Consider the following 19,267-nt stretch of genomic DNA (forward strand, 5'->3'; position numbering starts at 1 on the left):
AAATATGAAGCATAAGTTTAACTTATTAAAAAAACGCTTTAATTTTAAAATATCTTGTGCTAGTATTTAATTAGATATTGTGAATATTTAGTGAAGTATATTCCGGTATTTTTCATTTATTTCATCTGTGCGGGGTGAGAGCCGCATAAGTTGGGAGGGAACTTAATATGAATAAGGTATTCAAAGTAGTATGGAGTGCGACTAAGAATGCATATGTAGTAACATCTGAGTTAGCTAAGTCGCATCAAAAAACAGCAACTACAATTGTAGCTGCAATTTTGTTAAGTGCCAGTTTGGGTGGAGGCATTGCTTCTGCATCCACACCTGCAGATTGGTATAGAACTGATCTTATTGGTAGTCAAAAATGGTTAACACCTGGCCAAGGTAGTCAAGCAGTTGAACAACAACCAATTGATTTACATCAACAAGATCAACAAGATCAACAACAATGGCAACAAAGCCAACAAAATCAACAACAAGGTCAACAATGGCAACAACAAGACCAACAACAATGGGGCCAACAATCTCAAAAACAAGGCTCTGGTAAGGTTATTGTTGATTTAACTAATATTAAAAATCAAGTTAACCAAAATACTTACAATATTAGCGTATTGAAAGGTAATGTTAACTGCCTTAATAGTAAATTCTATTGTTTAGCTGATAAGGTATCTAAAAATACATTAGCGATTAATAATCTTAATGTAAAAGTTGATACACTTAATAACAGTGTGAAAAACATTGAAAACAAAGTTACAAATAATGTAACTAAAAATGTTATCAACAAGGTTACTAACAATGTTATTAATCAAGTAAACAATACTGTAAACGCAAAAATTGATGTTAAAATTGAAGAAAATAATAAGAATATTATTAATCAAGTAAATAACAACATCAAAAAAGAAATTCAAAATAATAACACTACGATCATCAATCAAGTAAATCAAAATATTGATCAAACGATTAATAATAAGATTGAAAATAACAATACAACGATTATTAATCAAGTAAATCAAAATATTGATGCTAAGATTGAAAATAACAATACAACAATCATTAATAAAGTAGACCAAAATATTGATGCTAAGATTGAAAAGAATAATACGTCTATCATCAATACAGTAAACAAAACTATTAATGAAAGTATTCAAAACAACAATACTGTTATTAATAACAACATTAAAAACGAAATCAATGCTAACAATGTAGAAATCAACAAGACTATTAAGAATGAAATTAATGCTAATAACACTGTTATTAACAATAATATCAAAAATAGCATTGAAGCGAATAATGTTGAAATTAACAAAACAATTGTTAATAAGATTGACGAAAATAATGTAAAAATCAATCAAAATATTGCTAATGTTAAAAACGAATTACAAGCGAATATTAACAAGGTAGATGTTAAGGTAGATGCTAATAGTAAAGCTATCAATAACTTGACTGTTAACGTTAACAATAACAGCAAGTCTATTGCTGACTTGTCTAAACAAGTTAACGAAAACACTAAAAATATCACTTTCAACAATACTATTGCGATAGAAAACCGTAAACTTATCGGCGATAACAAAAAAGACATCAATGATAATAAAAAAGCTATCGAAGAGTTGAAAGGTAAAGTTGGTACTACTATCAACAACATCAACACAACAATTGATAATAAGATTAATGAAAACAACACTAAGATTATTAATCAAATCAATAAAGATGTAGACATTAAAATTGATAATAGTAAAACAAATATTATCAATACAGTAAACACTAATATTGATAATAAAATCAACGCTAATAACACAGTTATTAACGCTAACATTGATAATAGCATTAAACAAAATAATGTCGAAATCAATAAGACAATCAAAAATGAAATTAATGCTAACAACACAACTATTATCAATAAAGTGAATGCTGATGTTGATGCTAAGATTAATAATGTTAACACTACAATTAACAATGTAAACACTAAGGTTGATGGCAATACAACTAAAATTGTAGATAATAGCAAACGCATTGCTGCTAATGAAGTAAATATTGCGAATAATACTACAAACATTAATAAAAATGCGACAGCTATTACAAACTTAACTAATACAGTTAATAGTAACAACAACCGTATTAACAACGTACTTGAAGCTATGAGCAACCATGAAGGTCGTTTACAAGCTGTAGAAAATGATGTTAAGAATATCAAGACTGATTTGAGCAATACTACAAATCAAGTCAATATCAATACAAAGGATATTGCTGATTTGAAGGGTAAAGTTGGTCAAAATATTGGCAACGTTCAAGTAGATATTAACAATATTAAAAATGATATTACAAACATCAATAAAAAGATTGATCAAAATGACATTGCTATCAATACAAAAGTAGATAATAAAGTTAATGAAATCAATACTAAGATTGATAATAAGGTTACAGAAATCAATACTAAGATTGACAATAAAGTAATTGCTATTGATCAAAAAATTGATAACAAAGTAACTGAAATCAATGCAAATATTGATAATAATGTAAATATTATTAACAAGAAAATCGATAACAATGTAAATGTTATCAATACAAAAATTGATAATAATAATATTACTATCAACAAAAAAGTTGATAATAAAGTAAACGAAATCAATACTAAGATTGATAACAAGGTTAACGAAATTAATGCTAAGATTGATAAGAATGATGTAACTATCAATACAAAGGTAGATAATAAAGTTAATGAAATCAATACTAAGATTGATAACAAAGTAACTGAAATCAACACAAAGATTGATAATAATGTTATCGACTTGAGTAAGAAAATCGATGCTAATATCGTTGATGTTAACAAGAAAATTGATGCTAATACAACAGCAATCAATAATGTTAATGTCCGTGTAGATGGTGTTAAAGGTGATGTAGCTGGTCTTACTAAACGCGTAGATCGTCATGACGAACGTTTAGACTACTTGCAAGGCAATATTGAAGATAACTCCACACGTATTAGTGCTAATGAAGATGATATCAAGAAATTAAAAGGTCAAATTGGCACTACAATCACTAATGTGGAAAATACAATCAATGCTAAGATTGAAGCTAACAATACAGTGATTAGAAATGATATCAATACTGCAATCACTAACAACAATACTACAATTCTTAATAAAGTTGATAAAAATATCGATGTTAAAATCAATGAAAATAACACAACAATCCTTAATAAGGTTGACAAAAACATCGATGTAAAAATCAACGAAAATAACAAACAAATCAACAATACAATCAATACTAAGATTGGGGAAGTAAATGTTAAGATTGATGGTGTTAAAGGTGATTTAAATGGTCTTAAAGGCGACTTGGATGGTCTCAAAGGTCGTGTAGATCGTCATGATCAACGTTTAGATTACTTAGAAGGCAATATTGTAGATCACTCTACCCGCATTAGTGCTGTTGAAGATAATGTAAAGGTTAATACTACTAACATTGCAAGCAATACTAAGAATATCAATATCAATGCTAAAGCTATCGATGAATTGAAAGGTCAAGTAGGTCAATCCTCTACTGTTATCAACGATATTAAAAACCAAATCACTAATATCAATGGTAAGGTAGAAAATAACACTACTAACATCACAAATAATACTAAGAACATCGCTGTTAATGCACAAGCTATCGTAGATAATAGCAAACGCATCAATGAAACAAATGTTAAGGTAGAAAATAACACTACTAACATTGCGAACAATACTAAGAACATCGCTGTTAATGCACAAGCTATCGTAGATAATAGCAAACGCATCAATGAAACAAATGTTAAGGTAGAAAATAACACTACTAACATTGCGAACAATACTAAGAACATCGCTGTTAATGCACAAGCTATCGTAGATAATAGTAAACGTATCAACGAAACAAACGTTAAAGTAGATGCTAATGCAGCGGCTATCGTAGATAATAGTAAACGTATCAATGAAACAAATGTTAAAGTAGATGCTAATACAACAGCTATTAATAATGTGAATGTAAAAGTTGATGGTATTAAAGGCGATTTAGATGGCTTAACTAAACGGGTAGATCAAAATACAAAAGATATTAATGTAGCTGGCACAATTGCTCTTGAAAACCGTAAGTTTATCGGCGACAACAAGGTTGCTATTGAAAATAATACTAAGAATATCAATATCAACGCTAAAGCTATTGATGAATTGAAAGGCAAAGTAGGTCAATCCTCTACAGTTATCAACGATATTAAAACTCAAATCACTAATATCAATGGTAAGGTAGAAAATAACACTACTAACATCACAAACAATACTAAGAACATCGCTGTAAACGCACAAGCTATTGTAGATAATAGCAAACGCATCAACGAAACGAATGTTAAGGTAGAAAACAATATTACTAACATTGCAAACAATACTAAGAATATCGCTGTTAATGCACAAGCTATCGTAGATAATAGCAAACGTATTGATGCAACAAATGTAAAAGTTGATGCTAATGCAACTAATATTGCAAAGAATACAACAGCTATTAACAATGTAAATGTAAAAGTTGATGGTGTTAAAGGTGATGTAGCAGGTCTTACTAAACGTGTAGACCGTCATGATCAACGTTTGGATTACTTACAAGATAACATCGCAGATCATTCTACACGTATCAGTGTTGTAGAAGATGGTGTGAAATCCAATACTAAAGCTATTGATGAATTAAAAGGCCATATTGGTACTCAAATCACAAATATCGAAAACACTATTACTAACAAAATTAATGAAAATAATGTAGTTATTAATAAGTCTATCGATAACAAGATTACTGAAAATAACACTACAATTCTTAACAAGGTTGATAAAAATATTGATGTAAAAATCAATGAAAACAACAAACAAATTAACAACACAATTAATACGAAGATTGGTGATGTAAATGTTAAGATTGATGGTGTTAAAGGTGATGTAGCAGGTCTTACTAAACGTGTAGACCGTCATGATCAACGTCTTGATTACATTGATGGCAACATTATTCATCATTCTGAACGTATCTCTGCTAATGAAGATGCTATCAAGAAATTGAATGGTAAAATTGGTACAACAATCACAAATGTAGAAAATACAATCAATACTAAGATTGAAGCCAATAATACAGTGATTAGAAACGATATCAACACCGCAATTTCTAATAACAACACAGTAATCAACAAGAATATTGAAACTGCAATTAATAACAACAACACAACTATTATTAACAAAGTTGATAAAAATATCGATGCGAAGATTGTTGAAAACAATACGAAGATTGATAGTAAGATCAATAATGTAAATGTAAAAGTTGATGCGAATGCAAAAGCTATTGAAAACAATAGCAAATCTATTACAGCTATTCAAAATAATGTAGCTAATATTAATAGTAAAGTTGATGTGAATACAGCAGATATTAAAGCAATTCGCACTGATGTAACTAATAATACAACAGCTATTGCTAGTGTAACTAAACAAGTAGCAGGTAACACAGCAAACATCGCAGATGTTTCTGCTAAGGTAAATGCTAACTCCACTCGTATCGATGCAAATGTAGCAGCTATTGGTAACTTGAATGGTAAAGTTGATTCTAATGCGAAAGCTATTGAATCCTTGAAAGGTCAAGTAGGTAAAGGCAACACTACAATCGTTAATGTTGAAAAGAAAGTTGAAAATATTACAAACAACATTAAAGCTCAAAATAGTGTAATCAATGCTAATACTGTAAATATTCAAAACAACACTTCTAACATTAACAATATTAAAGCTAATGTAGTAAACGTTGAAAAGAATGTTAACAATATCAAAGCTGATGTAACTATCGTGAAGAATGATATTACTAACATCAATGCGAAGGTTGATGCGAAGATTAATATTGTGAACAACAATGTTGAAAACATCAAGAATGATGTGAAGACTATCAATAATCAAGTTACAAATATTAAGAATGATGTGACTAGCATCAAATCTGATGTAACTAGCATTAAATCTGATGTAACAACTGTGAATGCTAAGGTTGAAAACAATATTAAGATTATCAACGGCATCCAAACAGATGTATCTGGCTTGAAAGATCAAGTTGGCAAAAATACACAAGCAATTAAAGACTTGCAAAATGTAAGTGCTGATGTATCTAAGGTGAAAGAACAAGTTAATGCGAATACAATCAAAGCTAACGCTAACGAAGAACGCATTAAAAATGTTCAAAGCCAAGTAGAAGTTAATACTGATAGAATTAAACACAATACTGAAAATATCAATATTAACAAAGCTGCTATCAAACAAAATGCTGAAGCAATTCAAAATACTAATGTAACAGTTCAAAAAGTAATCAACAAGGTTGATGAACATACTGCAGCAATTAATAGTGTATCTGCTCAAGTTAACAAAAATACTAACAATATTGCCTCTATCAATGCATCCGTTATTGAAAATACAAACAATATTACAAAAGTAAATAATCAAGTAACAGCAAATACTACTAACATTGCTAAAGTATCCAATCAAGTTACTACGAATATCAATAATATCAATGTAAATGCTAAGAATATTAGCGTGAATACAGAAAATATTAAAAACATTGATAGCCGTGTAACCACTAATGCAAATGCTATTGTTGGTATTACTGAATCTGTGAAAGCAAATGCTACTAATATTAACACTGTTAATAACCGTGTAACAGAAGTATCTAAACAAGTTAATACAAATACACAAAGCATTGCTACTGTAACAAATCAAGTTAATGACAATACTAAATTAACTAAGGCAGTAGGTGCGATTGCATTGGAAAACAATGAACGTATCAATGTAATGGGCTTACAAGTTAACAAGAATACTGCAGATATTAGTACATTAGCTGAAGCTGCAAATTACAGCTTGCGTGCAAGTGCATTAACAATGCAAGATCATGAAACTATTGAACAACATACAGCACAAATTCAAGATAACTCTCGTCGCATTAGCAGTGTAGAACGTGAAGTTAAAACAGTAGGTGCATCTGCAGCCGCATTGGCAGCATTGAAACCTATTGAATACCATGAAGGCCAAAAAGCTCAAATCATGGCAGCTGTTGGTACATACAAAGGTAAAACAGCAACTGCATTAGGTGTTGCTCATTATGCAAATCCTGATTTGTTATTCCACGCTGGTGCTGCTTATGATGGTGATAATGGTGTAATGGCAAATGCTGGTGTAACTATCGGTATTGGCTCCGCTCCTACAGCACCTTCCAAACCAGCATCTCCTGCAACTGTAAAAGTTCTAGAAGATAAGGTTGCTAGCTTAGAAGCACAAAATAAAGAAATTAAAGAAGTGCTTGAAAAAGTATTAGCTGCTAATCCTCAAGTAGCTAAAAAGACAACTAAATAAGATACCTCCCAAAAGGTAGGCACTGAATACCTGTCTATCTAAGGTATGTATAACCGCGTAGTACACTCGTGCTACGCGGTTTTCTTTTGATTTGAAGATGAAGGAAAATTCATAATTTCACCAATTTTTATGTTTTATTTATTGTAACGAGTGGGGGATTGTGGTAAAATTTACCATATAGTGGTGAATGAGGATTGTAAGGCGGTGATGTTAGATGTTCATGGGTGAATATAATCACACTATAGATGCAAAAGGACGGTTGATTATACCTGCCAAAATACGTGAACAACTAGGTGATCACTGTGTACTTTCAAAAGGTCTCGATAACTGCATCGCTATATATACTGCCGAAAGTTGGGAGCAACTTTCAAAAACATTACAATCATTACCATCTAATAAAGCAAATGCGCGTGCTATCAAACGGTTTTACTTTGGTAGTGCCGCAGAACTTGAATTTGATAAACAAGGCCGAATCTTGGTGCCAAGCGCCCTTCGTGAGCATGCTGAGCTACAAAAGGATGCGGTTATTATTGGTACTGGTGATAAGGTTGAAATTTGGAGCCGCGAACGCTTTGATGCATATGATGCGGAAGTGGCTGACAGCGTAGAGTCCTTGGCTGAAGGATTAGAAGGCATTGTGTTGTAGGAGGCTATCGTGGAATTTAATCATGTCAGTGTGCTGTTGAATGAAACGGTGGATTCTGTTGTTACCAATCCTGATGGTATCTATGTTGACTGTACCTTAGGTGGCGCTGGTCACGCTCATGCTGTAGGTGAACGATTGAGTTCACAAGGCATGATTATCGGTTTAGATCAAGATGAAGATGCCTTAGCGGTAGCGAGACAACGCTTGTCTGATTTAACTTGTCAGGTTATGACGATACCTACGAATTTTTCAGATTTAAAACATGCTTTAGAAGAGCAAGGTATTTATGAAGTTGATGGATTTATATTCGATTTAGGAGTTTCTAGTTATCAGCTGGATACACCGGAACGCGGTTTTTCGTATATGAATGATGGGCCTCTTGATATGCGTATGGATAAAGAGGCACCTATTACTGCGGAAATCGTCGTGAATGAATATGAATCTGATAAATTATTACAGATTATCCGTGATTACGGTGAAGAACGCTGGGCTAAACGTATTGTTGAATTTATCGTGGCAGCCCGTAATGAAAAGAGAATTACTACTACTGGCGAACTGGTGTCAATTATAAAAAAAGCTATACCAGCAAAAGCAAGACAGGATGGTCCACATCCTGCAAAACGTACATTTCAAGCGATACGCATTGAAGTGAATCGAGAACTTGCTATTTTGCATGATAGTTTTGTAGATGCTGTGAGTATGTTGAAGCCAAAGGGGAGAATTGGTGTTATTACATTCCATTCCTTAGAGGATCGCATCACAAAACAAACATTTAAAGAGCTAAGTACAGCTTGTATTTGTCCGCCAGAATTACCAGTATGTGTATGTCATCATAAGGCTGTTCTTAAGGCTAAAAATAAGGCCATTGAGCCTAGTGCAGGGGAAGTAGAAATGAATCCTCGTTCTAGAAGTGCAAAACTTAGAGTAGGGATTAAATTGTAGTATTGGAAGGGGTTATTTTAATGTTAGCGAGAAAGGCTGTTGTGGGCCACGTTAAACGTGATGTGTTGCTAGGTGTACAAGCGAGAAAAGCGAAAGCTAGTGTTGTTTTTGATATTAGTCCATTGATGAGACAAATCATTCAAGGTATAGCAATCCTTGTTGGTTTTTTGATGATTATGATGGCTATGAACGCATATACTACAAAATTAGGTTATGAAGTAGTTAAAACACAACAAACTGTAGTACAATTAGCAAAGGATAATGATACCCTTGATGTAGAGGTGGCATCCTTAAAATCTCCAGTACGCATTCAAAAAATTGCGGAAGAACAATTAGGGATGGTTTTGCCTGATTCCTTTGTGTATAGCACTAAAAGTACGACTTCAGAACGCAATGTACAAACGAAACAGCAAATTATAGATTAGCAGGCAAAAGCAGCTCTTATGGGCTGCTTTAATTTGCGTATATAGAGGAGAATGTAGTATGAAAACCTTAAAAGATATTATAAGTACGTTAGATGCACAACAAGTACAAGGTGATCAAAATGTATCTATTCAAGATATAACAGCTGATTCCAGAGCAGTAAAACCAAATAGCTTGTTCATCGCTCTTGATGGGGCTACAGTTGATGGTCACAATTACATCGATAAAGCGGTTGCTGCTGGTGCTGTTGCCGTTATCGTATCAAAACCGGTTACTGTACCTGATGATGTGTGTGTTATCACCGTTTCTGATACACGTCAAGCTATGATGGCGTGTGTTCCATACTTCTTTGATTACCCAGCTAATCGCATGCGTATGGTCGGTGTTACAGGCACAAATGGTAAGACGACTACGACCCATATGATTCGTCATATCCTTAAGGCTCAAGGTCACAAGGTGGGGGTTATTGGTACTGTCCATATTATGATTGGTGATACGAGTTATCCAATTCATAATACGACACCAGATGTTGTTGATTTACAGCATATTTTGCATCAAATGGTTCAAGAAAATGTGGAATACTGTGTAATGGAAGTATCTTCTCATGCATTGGCGCTCGGCCGTGTTAGCGGTGTTGAATTTGATACGGCCGTATTTACGAATTTGACGCAAGATCATTTGGATTTCCACAAAACATTTGAAAATTACTTGGCTGCTAAATGTAAATTGTTTGAACAAGTTAGTGCAGCTAATCAAGAAAAAGATAATAAAGGTGCTGTTATTAATATCGATGATTCCTATGGTCATCGCGTTATGGAAAAAACTACGGCCCCAACGATTACGTATAGTACATTAGGCAAGGGCACATTGAATGCATCAGATGTTCATATGTCTACTAAGAATAGCCAGTATACTGTGAATTATAAGGGTGAAAGCTACCCTGTATCGATGAATACAACAGGACTATTTAATGTGTATAATACATTGGCTGCTATTGGAGCTTGTTTACAAGAAGGCATCTCTATGGAGGCCATTGATACGGCGTTAAAAACCTTTAGCTCCGTTCCTGGACGTTTTGAATTAATCGAAGAAGGGCAAGATTTTGCCGTTGTTGTCGATTATGCTCATACACCGGATGGGTTGCAAAATATTTTAGAAACTGCAAAGGCAATTAAAGAAAATCGTATCATCATCGTATTTGGCTGCGGTGGCGACCGCGATGCTACAAAACGTCCAATTATGGGCCGTATTGCAGCAGAGTACGGTGATAAGATTTATGTAACATCCGATAATCCGCGTACCGAAGATCCTGTACAAATTGTTAAGGATGTTGAAGTGGGTGTAAAAGAAGCACTTCGCGATGGTACTTCTTATGAGGTAATTGTCGATCGTAGAGAAGCAATTAATCATGCAATTCATGATGCAAAAGCAGGTGATATCGTTATTATCGCTGGTAAAGGTCATGAAAATTATCAAATATTAAAAAATGAAACAATTCATTTTGATGACCGAGAAGAGGCTCGAAAAGCTCTTAAGGAGATCTAATATGGCAGAATTTACATTACAAGAAATAATTGATGCTACTAGTGGCACATGTAAGGGCGATGTAAGTTTACAATTTAAAGATATATCTACAGATACGCGTACGATTGAGGCGGGATATGTATTTGTAGCCTTGCGAGGCGATACATTTGATGGTCATGATTTTATTAATACGGCCATTGAAAAAGGGGCAACAGCAGCAATCGTTGAAAAGGGACGCAGTGTAGACGGTATTATTTGTGTTGAAGTGGAAAACACGCTAAAGGCATACCAAGACTTGGCGAACTTTCACAGACGACGCTATCAAATTCCTGTAGTAGCCATTACTGGCTCATCAGGTAAGACGACGACAAAAGAAATGGTAGCTGCGGTTCTTAGTACTGAGTTTAATGTATTAAAAACAGAAAAGAATTTTAATAATGAAATTGGTTTACCAAAAACATTGTTGCAACTTTCACCAGAACACGAAGCCTGTGTTGTAGAAATGGGGATGCGTGGATTAGGTCAAATTGAAGAATTAGCCCTTATTGCAGAACCGACAATTGGCATCATTACAAATGTAGGAACTAGTCATATTGAATTGTTGGGTTCTCAAGAAGCCATTGCTGAGGCAAAGGGTGAATTGATTAGATGTTTAGGCCCCGATAGTGTGGCCATTCTAAATGAAGATGATTATTTCGTAAAGGCCATGAGTTCCATTGCAAAAGGAAAAACTGTTACTTACGGTATTCATAGCAATGCTACGGTAATTGGCAGTCATTTACACTATAAAAAGGATGGCATTAAGTTTACCTGCAAATGTTATGACGAAGTATTTGACGTATTTTTGCCTATGATTGGTGAGCATAATGTGTATGATGCGTTAGCTACTATTGCTGCAGGTCGTGTGTTAGGCGTTAAATCTAGTAAGATTAAAAAAGGTCTTAGTGATTTTACAGGCACACCTATGCGTCAAGAAATTGTGGCATTTGAAGACATTGTTATTCTCAATGATGCGTATAATGCCAATCCTTCTTCTATGAGTGAGTCCATCAAAGCATTGGGTCAATTAGAAGGTAAACGTAAAATTGCTATGCTCGGCGATATGCTTGAACTAGGTGATTTTACGGAGGAAGGCCATCGACAAGTTGGCAGATTATTGGCCGAAGAAGGATATAGCGTTGTATTTACCTTTGGTGAGGCGGCAAATTTCATTGCTAAAGAAGCGAAATTAGCAGGTTTAGAGGTACATCGTTGTAATAGTCATCTCGAAATGGCAAATGCCTACAATGATATTCGTGAAAAAGGCGATGTTATTTTGGTAAAAGGTTCCAGAGGTCTTCGAATGGAACGTGTTGTAGAGGAATTAAAAGAACGTGAATAGAGGTTATAACGGCTAGATTCTTCTAGCCGTATTGGCCGTTATTAGAGAATAGGGGAGTAATATGATTTACCACATTCTATTAGCATTTGTAGTGACATTTATAATTACATTAGTATTGGGCAAAATTGGTATTCCTATGCTTAAATCATTGCATGCTCAACAAAGTATACGTGAGGAAGGTCCTGAAAGCCATCAAGCTAAGGCTGGCACACCGACTATGGGTGGTGCATTTATGATGGTAGCTCTTACAATCGGTGTGGCTATTTTTGCACCATGGAATGTGGCTACAGGTATGTTGTTATTCCTTACACTTGGGCATTGTTTACTCGGATTCTTTGATGACTTTGTAAAAGCTGTTAAAAAACGTAATCTTGGTTTAACTGCAAAACAAAAATTATTAGGTCAATTTATTTTAGCGGCTATATTCTGTTACTTTATTACTGAAATTATGGTCATTCCTACAACATTATGGATTCCTGTTGTAGATGCACATATCCAATTAGGCTTTGCCTATTATATTTTAGCTTTCTTGATCATTGTAGGCGCTACTAATGCGGTTAATCTTACAGATGGTCTCGATGGTTTAGCATCTGGTACATCCGCTGTAGCAGCGATTGCGTTTTCTGTAATCGGTTTGATGATATACTCCACTGAAAGTTCTGTAGCTGCTGAAAGCGTAGCCTTTTTTGGGTCCATTGTAACAGCCGTATGTCTAGGCTTTTTGGTATTTAATATTAATCCAGCTAAGGTATTTATGGGCGATACAGGCTCCTTGGCTCTTGGCGGCGCCTTTGCAGGCATGGCTATTTTAACTAAAACAGAATTATTACTCGTAGTGATTGGCGGTATTTTCGTAATGGAAGCCTTGTCTGTTATCATTCAAGTCATTTCCTTTAAAACACGAGGCGTGCGCGTATTTAAGATGAGTCCAATTCATCATCATTTTGAGTTATCCGGTTGGTCTGAACAAACTGTAGTTAATCGTTTCTGGTTCGGTGGTGCTGTTCTAGCCATTTTAGGGGTTATACTTGCAACTGTAACAATTTGATATCAGAAACGTATCTTTGCAAATTGATAGTTAAGTACGTGAAAATACTTAACTTGAACGGCGTTTAATGGTATTCTTATAAGATGAGATAAAAATTTTTCGTGCTTAGTGATTTAGGTGATACAAATGGATTATGGAGAGAAAAATATTCTTGTTCTTGGTGCTGGTTCCAGTGGAATTGGTGCCGCATGGGTATTGGCACAGTTACATGCAAATGTAGTTTTAAATGATTATAAACCAGTAGAGTTTGAACCATCTACGCGTAAACGACTGGAAGACGCTGGTGTAACTATCATTACGGGGCGACAAGATAATAACTTACTTGATGGTGTAGATCGTATCATCATTTCTCCGGGCATTGCCTTATCCATTCCAATCGTACAAGAGGCTTTGCATCGTAAGATTGATGTAGTAAGTGAAGTAGAGCTTGCTTATGATGTTTGCAAATCTCCTATTTTAGGTGTTACTGGCACAAATGGTAAAACCACTACAACCACCCTATTAACGCAAGTTATGGAATCTACTGGACTTCCTGTTAAAGTGGGCGGAAATATTGGCGACTCCCTAAGTGAAGCCGCGTATCATATGCCAGAAGGTGGCTATCTAGTAGCTGAACTCTCTAGTTATCAATTAGAAACGATTAAATCCTTTTGCCCATTAGGCGCTATTGTATTAAATGTAACGCCTGATCATTTAGCACGTCATAAGACGATGGAAAACTATGCAGCTGCGAAGGCTCGTATTTTTATGAATCAAAATCCTGAGAATTTTGTTGTCCTCAATGATGATGATCCTATTGTTCGGGCTATGAAAAAAGATGCACATAGTAAGGTTCTCAGCATTAGCCAACATCATAAGGTTGATAGCGGTGCGTATTTTGAAGGGAATACATGCTATGCCGTATTAGATGGTAAAGCTACTCCGGTTATTGATACAGAACATATCCACATTAAGGGCTCTCACAATATTGAAAATATATTGGCTGTAATTGCCTTAACATATGCTTTAGGTGTAGAGGTAGAGCATATTAAACATATCATTGAACAGTTTCATGGTGTAGAACACAGATTGGAACGGGTTACAACATTCCATGATGTTACATTTTATAATGATTCTAAGGCTACTAATACAGACTCTGTAGTAAAAGCTTTAGATGCCTTTGATAAACCAGTCATTTTATTGGCTGGTGGTCATGATAAGATGACGCCTTTAGAAGACTTTATGAATATTGTGAAAGCACATACTAAAGAGGTCATTTTTATGGGGGAAGCAGCAGATCGATTTGAATCCGTTGCTGTAAAAATGGGTGTTCAACATATTCATCGTGCACAGTCTATGAAAGAGGCTGTTGCATTGGGTTATCAATTAGCAAAAGCTGGAGATATAGTATTGCTTTCACCAGCATGTTCTAGCTTTGATTGGTATAGTTGCTTTGAAGAGCGGGGCGAAGATTTTAAAAACTGTGTTAGAGAATTAGAGGAAAGGGGCTAAGGGCGTGAAACGAATCATCATTTCTGGCGGTGGTACGGGTGGTCATATTTACCCGGCTATTACGATATATAAGGAAATCATGAAACAGCAACCTGATGCTAAGGTCCTCTATGTGGGAACAGAACATGGTTTAGAAGCTGATTTGGTACCGAAGGAGAACATTGATTTTGTTACATTACCTGTACAAGGTCTGCAACGAAAACTTTCATTAGGTACATTGGTAACAATGGGGAAAACGGCATTTTCTCTTATAAAGGCCAATTTAATTATTTCAGAATTTAAACCAGATGTTGTTATTGGCACAGGTGGTTATGTATGTGGTCCTATTTTAATGGCTGCAGCATTACGCAATATTCCTACATTAATTCAAGAGCAAAATGTTATTGCTGGTATTACGAATAAAATCTTGAGCCGTTTTGTTGATATAGTCGCCGTTGGTTATAATGAAGCAGCCAAATCGTTTGGTAAGGCGAAACGTGTCGTATATACGGGCAATCCAGTGCGCCCTGATGTACTTGTAGATTCTCGTGCAGAAGGCCGCCAATTTTTTGGACTGTCTGATGATATTTTTACAGTCCTCATCGCTGGTGGTTCTCGTGGGGCACGTACGATTAATACGGCTATGATAGATGTACATAAACATTTTCAAGGTAAACCGGGCATTAAGTTGGTACACATTACAGGGAATGGGGAATATAACACTGTATTAGAGCAACTAGGTATTGACGATGGTACTGGTTTGGGAGAATCATCGTTGATTTTGCCATATTTACATGATATGCCAAAGGCGCTAGCCGCTACGGATTTGGCTGTATTTAGATCTGGTGCTATCGGACTGGCTGAATTGGCAGTACGTGGTATTCCATCTATATTGGTGCCATATCCTTATGCTGCAGAAGATCATCAAACGTATAATGCGCGCATTTTCGTACAAGAAGGGGCTGCGCATATGATTGTAGATAAGGTTTTGACGAGCCATGATTTAATTGGTGAAATCGAAATGTTTATGGCAAATCGTGAATTATTGGCTCAAATGGGGGCCAGTGCGTTGCGTTTAGGAAAACCGAAGGCAGCTCATGATATTGCTGAATTAGCGTTATCTATTGCGAAATAGTTAAGGAGAGTAATTATGTTAGAAGGTATCCATAAGATTCATCTCATCGGTATAGGTGGATCTGGTATGCGCGCTATTGCGAATATTTTAATTCAAAAAGGATATGAAGTATCTGGTTCTGATGTTAAAGAATCTGATGTAATTGAACGTTTTAGAAAAATGGGGGCTACCGTTCATATCGGTCATAATGCTGATTATGTACAAGGTGTAGATGCTGTAGTTCGTTCCACAGCTATTCGTGAAGATAATCCGGAAATCGTAGCAGCAAAGGAACAAGGTATCACTATTTTACATCGCTCTGACATTGTAAAAGCCGTATTGGATGTTACAAATGGCATTGCCGTAGCCGGTGCTCATGGTAAAACATCTACTACATCAATGATTGGTCAAATTCTCGTAGAAGGACAAATGGAACCAACTGTTATTATCGGTGGCGAAGTTGATTACCTCAAGGGGAGTAGTTGTTTAGGTAAGGGTGAATACTCTGTTGTTGAAGCCGATGAAAGTGATGGTTCATTCTTAAAATTAAGACCTAAGACGATTGTTATTACGAACATCGAAGATGATCATATGGATCATTATAAGACGATGGAAAATCTATTGAATGCATTCTGTCAATTCGTTGAAACATTACCTGTTGATGGTAAAGCAGTTGTTTGCGGCGACAATGATAACATTCGTTATGTTATGAGTAAAGTGGAACGTCAATTTATCACATATGGTTTAGAAGAGTCTAATGATTATGTAGCAAAAAATATCCACTATGAAGATAGTTCTTTAGTTTACGATGTAGTTCGTAAAGGTGAAACATTGAGCAGAGTGTCCTTACGTGTGCCAGGTAATCATAATGTGCTAAATTCTTTAGCATCTTTTATTGTGGCCCACGAATGTTGTCACGTTCCGGTTCCATCCATTGTGAAAGCATTAGGTAAATTTATCGGCGCTAAACGTCGTTTTGAAACAAAGGGCCACGTAGCTGGTGTATGGGTAGTCGATGATTATGCTCATCATCCAACAGAAATCAAAGCAACTTTAAAAGCCGCTAAGGAATTAGAAAAACACCGTGTTATCTGTGTGTTCCAACCTCATCGCTATTCTCGTACATCCTTATTGAAAGACGAGTTTGCTACGGCTTTCACCAGTGCAGACGAAATTTATATGACAGATATATACAGCTCTGGAGAAGATCCAATTAGCGGCATTGATGGTCATACAATTCCGAATATTATTAGTGAAGTAACGCATCAACATGTAAATTATGTGGAAAATGTAAATGATTTGCCAGCAGTCCTTGCGAAGGTGGTACGACCAAATGATTTGGTTATTACTATGGGGGCAGGTTCGATTAATCAATATGGTCCAAAGTTATTAGCGTTATTGGAAGAAGGTTTACAATGAAAGATAAACATATCATCGTATTAATGGGTGGTCCATCTGCTGAGGCTGAAGTATCTCGTAGAACTGGCGCAGCCATCGCAGAGGCTTTGATTAGCAAGGGGTATCACGTTTCCACATTAGAACTAAATCCTCGTACTGTATTACAAGACATTGAAAACCTTAAGGGCGATGTTGTATTTAATGCGATTCACGGACGTTATGGTGAAGATGGTGCCTTGCAAGGTGCATTAGAAATGGCTGAAATTCCATATACTGGATCCGGTATCATGGCACATTCTGTAGGAATGAATAAAAAAGTAAGTAAAGATGTATTTAAAGGTGCTCACATTCCTACGGCTGAATCTATTTCTTACAATGGTAATTTACAGTCTAAAGAAGATATCATTAAAGATATTGAATCTAAATTCTCCTTGCCGGTTGTATTGAAACCAGCAACACAAGGTTCAAGTATTGGCGTTACCATTGTAAAAGAAGAAGATCAATTGGCTAAGGCTGTTACAGAGGCGCTTACCTATGACCCAATTCTTGTGGTGGAACAATATTTAAATGGTCGTGAATTTACCGTTTCTGTATTGGATGGTAAGGCATTGGCTATCATTGAAATTAGACCACATTCTGGTGAATATGATTACGCTAGTAAATATACAGCAGGTGCTACTGATTATTTAGTACCGGCTCCAATCAGTGCAGATATGACAAAAGAGATGCAAGCTATTGGTGAACTTGTATATCGTGAAGTACAAGCGAGTGGGGCAATTCGTGTTGATGTCATGACTGATGATAAAGATAATATGTATGTATTGGAATACAATACTATTCCAGGTATGACGGCTACTTCTTTGGTGCCAAAGGCTGCTAAAGAGGTGGGCATAGATTTTCCTGAATTATGTGAAAAAATCTTATTAACAGCAGGTTATGGGAAGTTTTAAATGCTGTAGTATGTAAGGAGAGTAGTTATGGATGATTTTAAGCAACATCCACCCAACTCAAATCAGATAGATACGGAGCATCATAGACCCGACTTTCTTCATCCTGAGACTGAGCCAATCCACAAGGATGATGGAGATTCAATACATAACAGTGAGCGTGAATTAGCTCGTAAACGTAAACAAGAGAAAGCGGAGGTTAGAAAGAAATTTCTAAAAATAGGTGGTGTTGTAGCCATAGTGTTGTTAGGCTTATTTAATCTACCTATTCCGCTTGGTTCTATTAAAGTTATTGGATCTGATAAGGTTACTGTACAGGATGTAGAGGTTGCTGGTGATATTGGGGAACCAGTCAATGTACTTCGTATCAATAGAGAAAACTTGCGACATCGATTATCAAAGGATCTTCGTATTGAAGACGCTCAAATTGGTTACGAATTGCCGTTAACAATGGTGGTTCGTGTAGTCGAGCGTAAGGCTATTGCTGTGATACCAGCTCAATTTGGGTATTTAACCTTGGATAAGAATGGGCAAGTGATTGCATCTGATAGTGTCATTGAAGACACGACGGTGCCTATGATTTCTGGTGTTAAGGGTGGTAATATACTGCTAGGTGATATGGTTACCGATAAGCCGATTGTACAGGCTCTTGATTATCTGCGTGCTTTAGATGATGATACATTTAAGCAAATTGCAGAAATTAATATTGGTGATCCTAATAATATGATGGCGTATACCGTATCAGGTATACAGATTCGACTAGGCGATGGCGAAGATTTGAAAAGCAAAGCTGATTTAACAGCGTCTATGCTAAAAGATTTACCTAAGAGTCAAGGTAATGTTCAATATATAGATGTTAATCCGTCATCTCCTTTCATTAAAACTGATAAGGTAACGGTGCAACCAAAATCTAATAAATCTAAGTCAGACACTAGCCAATCTGAGAAAAAAGATACATCAAAACAAAGTGCTAATGTATCAAAATCAAAACAAGATTAATTATAAGCACAAAA

The 19,267-nt window shown here is 35.5% G+C and carries 12 protein-coding genes; all 12 read left to right on the top strand.

Annotation, left to right across the window (positions count from 1 at the left end):
- Positions 1–167 precede the first annotated feature (167 nt).
- The 12 genes from HMPREF1151_RS03455 (at position 168) to HMPREF1151_RS03510 (ending at position 19,253) form a co-directional block, all read left to right on the top strand.
- Positions 168–7,361 carry an ESPR-type extended signal peptide-containing protein gene (locus tag HMPREF1151_RS03455; protein WP_009661121.1) on the top strand — a complete coding sequence of 2,398 codons (7,194 nt, stop codon included), beginning with the start codon at positions 168–170 and terminating at the stop codon, positions 7,359–7,361.
- Between the two features lie 214 nt (positions 7,362–7,575).
- Complete coding sequence (mraZ, locus tag HMPREF1151_RS03460) at positions 7,576–8,007, top strand: division/cell wall cluster transcriptional repressor MraZ (RefSeq protein WP_005376259.1); 432 nt, start codon at positions 7,576–7,578, stop codon at positions 8,005–8,007.
- A 9-nt stretch (positions 8,008–8,016) separates the two neighbouring features.
- Entirely contained in the window at positions 8,017–8,949 is a 933-nt protein-coding gene (gene rsmH / locus HMPREF1151_RS03465; RefSeq protein WP_005376203.1) for a 16S rRNA (cytosine(1402)-N(4))-methyltransferase RsmH, read from the top strand.
- A 20-nt stretch (positions 8,950–8,969) separates the two neighbouring features.
- Positions 8,970–9,374 (top strand): cell division protein FtsL, encoded by a 405-nt coding sequence (gene ftsL / locus HMPREF1151_RS03470; RefSeq protein WP_005383637.1) that lies wholly within the window; start codon positions 8,970–8,972, stop codon positions 9,372–9,374.
- A gap of 58 nt (positions 9,375–9,432) precedes the next feature.
- On the top strand, positions 9,433–10,917 hold the full coding sequence (locus HMPREF1151_RS03475) for a UDP-N-acetylmuramoyl-L-alanyl-D-glutamate--2,6-diaminopimelate ligase (protein ID WP_009661205.1): 1,485 nt from the start codon (positions 9,433–9,435) through the stop codon (positions 10,915–10,917).
- A gap of 1 nt (position 10,918) precedes the next feature.
- Positions 10,919–12,277, top strand: a complete 1,359-nt coding sequence (gene murF, locus HMPREF1151_RS03480; RefSeq protein ID WP_009661076.1) for a UDP-N-acetylmuramoyl-tripeptide--D-alanyl-D-alanine ligase — start codon at positions 10,919–10,921, stop codon at positions 12,275–12,277.
- A gap of 61 nt (positions 12,278–12,338) precedes the next feature.
- Positions 12,339–13,325 carry a phospho-N-acetylmuramoyl-pentapeptide-transferase gene (mraY, locus tag HMPREF1151_RS03485; protein ID WP_005376223.1) on the top strand — a complete coding sequence of 329 codons (987 nt, stop codon included), beginning with the start codon at positions 12,339–12,341 and terminating at the stop codon, positions 13,323–13,325.
- 126 nt (positions 13,326–13,451) lie between these two features.
- Positions 13,452–14,816, top strand: coding sequence for a UDP-N-acetylmuramoyl-L-alanine--D-glutamate ligase (gene murD, locus HMPREF1151_RS03490; protein ID WP_005379191.1), 1,365 nt, complete (start codon positions 13,452–13,454; stop codon positions 14,814–14,816).
- 4 nt (positions 14,817–14,820) lie between these two features.
- The gene (murG, locus tag HMPREF1151_RS03495) at positions 14,821–15,930 is read left to right on the top strand and encodes an undecaprenyldiphospho-muramoylpentapeptide beta-N-acetylglucosaminyltransferase (protein ID WP_005379212.1); all 1,110 of its coding nucleotides are present in this window, start codon (positions 14,821–14,823) and stop codon (positions 15,928–15,930) included.
- 15 nt (positions 15,931–15,945) lie between these two features.
- Complete coding sequence (gene murC, locus HMPREF1151_RS03500; protein WP_009661099.1) at positions 15,946–17,328, top strand: UDP-N-acetylmuramate--L-alanine ligase; 1,383 nt, start codon at positions 15,946–15,948, stop codon at positions 17,326–17,328.
- On the top strand, positions 17,325–18,257 hold the full coding sequence (locus tag HMPREF1151_RS03505) for a D-alanine--D-alanine ligase (protein ID WP_009661233.1): 933 nt from the start codon (positions 17,325–17,327) through the stop codon (positions 18,255–18,257). Before murC ends, HMPREF1151_RS03505 begins: the two co-directional genes overlap by 4 nt.
- 27 nt (positions 18,258–18,284) lie before the next feature.
- Positions 18,285–19,253: a cell division protein FtsQ/DivIB gene (locus HMPREF1151_RS03510; RefSeq protein ID WP_009661136.1), complete on the top strand. Its 969-nt coding sequence runs from the start codon at positions 18,285–18,287 to the stop codon at positions 19,251–19,253.
- The last annotated feature ends 14 nt before the right edge of the window (positions 19,254–19,267 follow it).

The organism is Veillonella sp. ACP1 (genome assembly GCF_000286635.1).
Classification (GTDB): Bacteria; Bacillota; Negativicutes; order Veillonellales; family Veillonellaceae; genus Veillonella; species Veillonella atypica.

Excerpts from the sequence above, each read along its gene's own strand:
- HMPREF1151_RS03455 (WP_009661121.1), top strand. The coding sequence starts at position 168 with ATGAATAAGGTATTCAAAGTAGTATGGAGTGCGACTAAGAATGCATAT.
- mraZ (WP_005376259.1), top strand. The coding sequence starts at position 7,576 with ATGTTCATGGGTGAATATAATCACACTATAGATGCAAAAGGACGGTTG.
- ftsL (WP_005383637.1), top strand. The coding sequence starts at position 8,970 with ATGTTAGCGAGAAAGGCTGTTGTGGGCCACGTTAAACGTGATGTGTTG.
- HMPREF1151_RS03475 (WP_009661205.1), top strand. The coding sequence starts at position 9,433 with ATGAAAACCTTAAAAGATATTATAAGTACGTTAGATGCACAACAAGTA.
- murF (WP_009661076.1), top strand. The coding sequence starts at position 10,919 with ATGGCAGAATTTACATTACAAGAAATAATTGATGCTACTAGTGGCACA.
- mraY (WP_005376223.1), top strand. The coding sequence starts at position 12,339 with ATGATTTACCACATTCTATTAGCATTTGTAGTGACATTTATAATTACA.
- murD (WP_005379191.1), top strand. The coding sequence starts at position 13,452 with ATGGATTATGGAGAGAAAAATATTCTTGTTCTTGGTGCTGGTTCCAGT.
- murC (WP_009661099.1), top strand. The coding sequence starts at position 15,946 with ATGTTAGAAGGTATCCATAAGATTCATCTCATCGGTATAGGTGGATCT.
- HMPREF1151_RS03505 (WP_009661233.1), top strand. The coding sequence starts at position 17,325 with ATGAAAGATAAACATATCATCGTATTAATGGGTGGTCCATCTGCTGAG.
- HMPREF1151_RS03510 (WP_009661136.1), top strand. The coding sequence starts at position 18,285 with ATGGATGATTTTAAGCAACATCCACCCAACTCAAATCAGATAGATACG.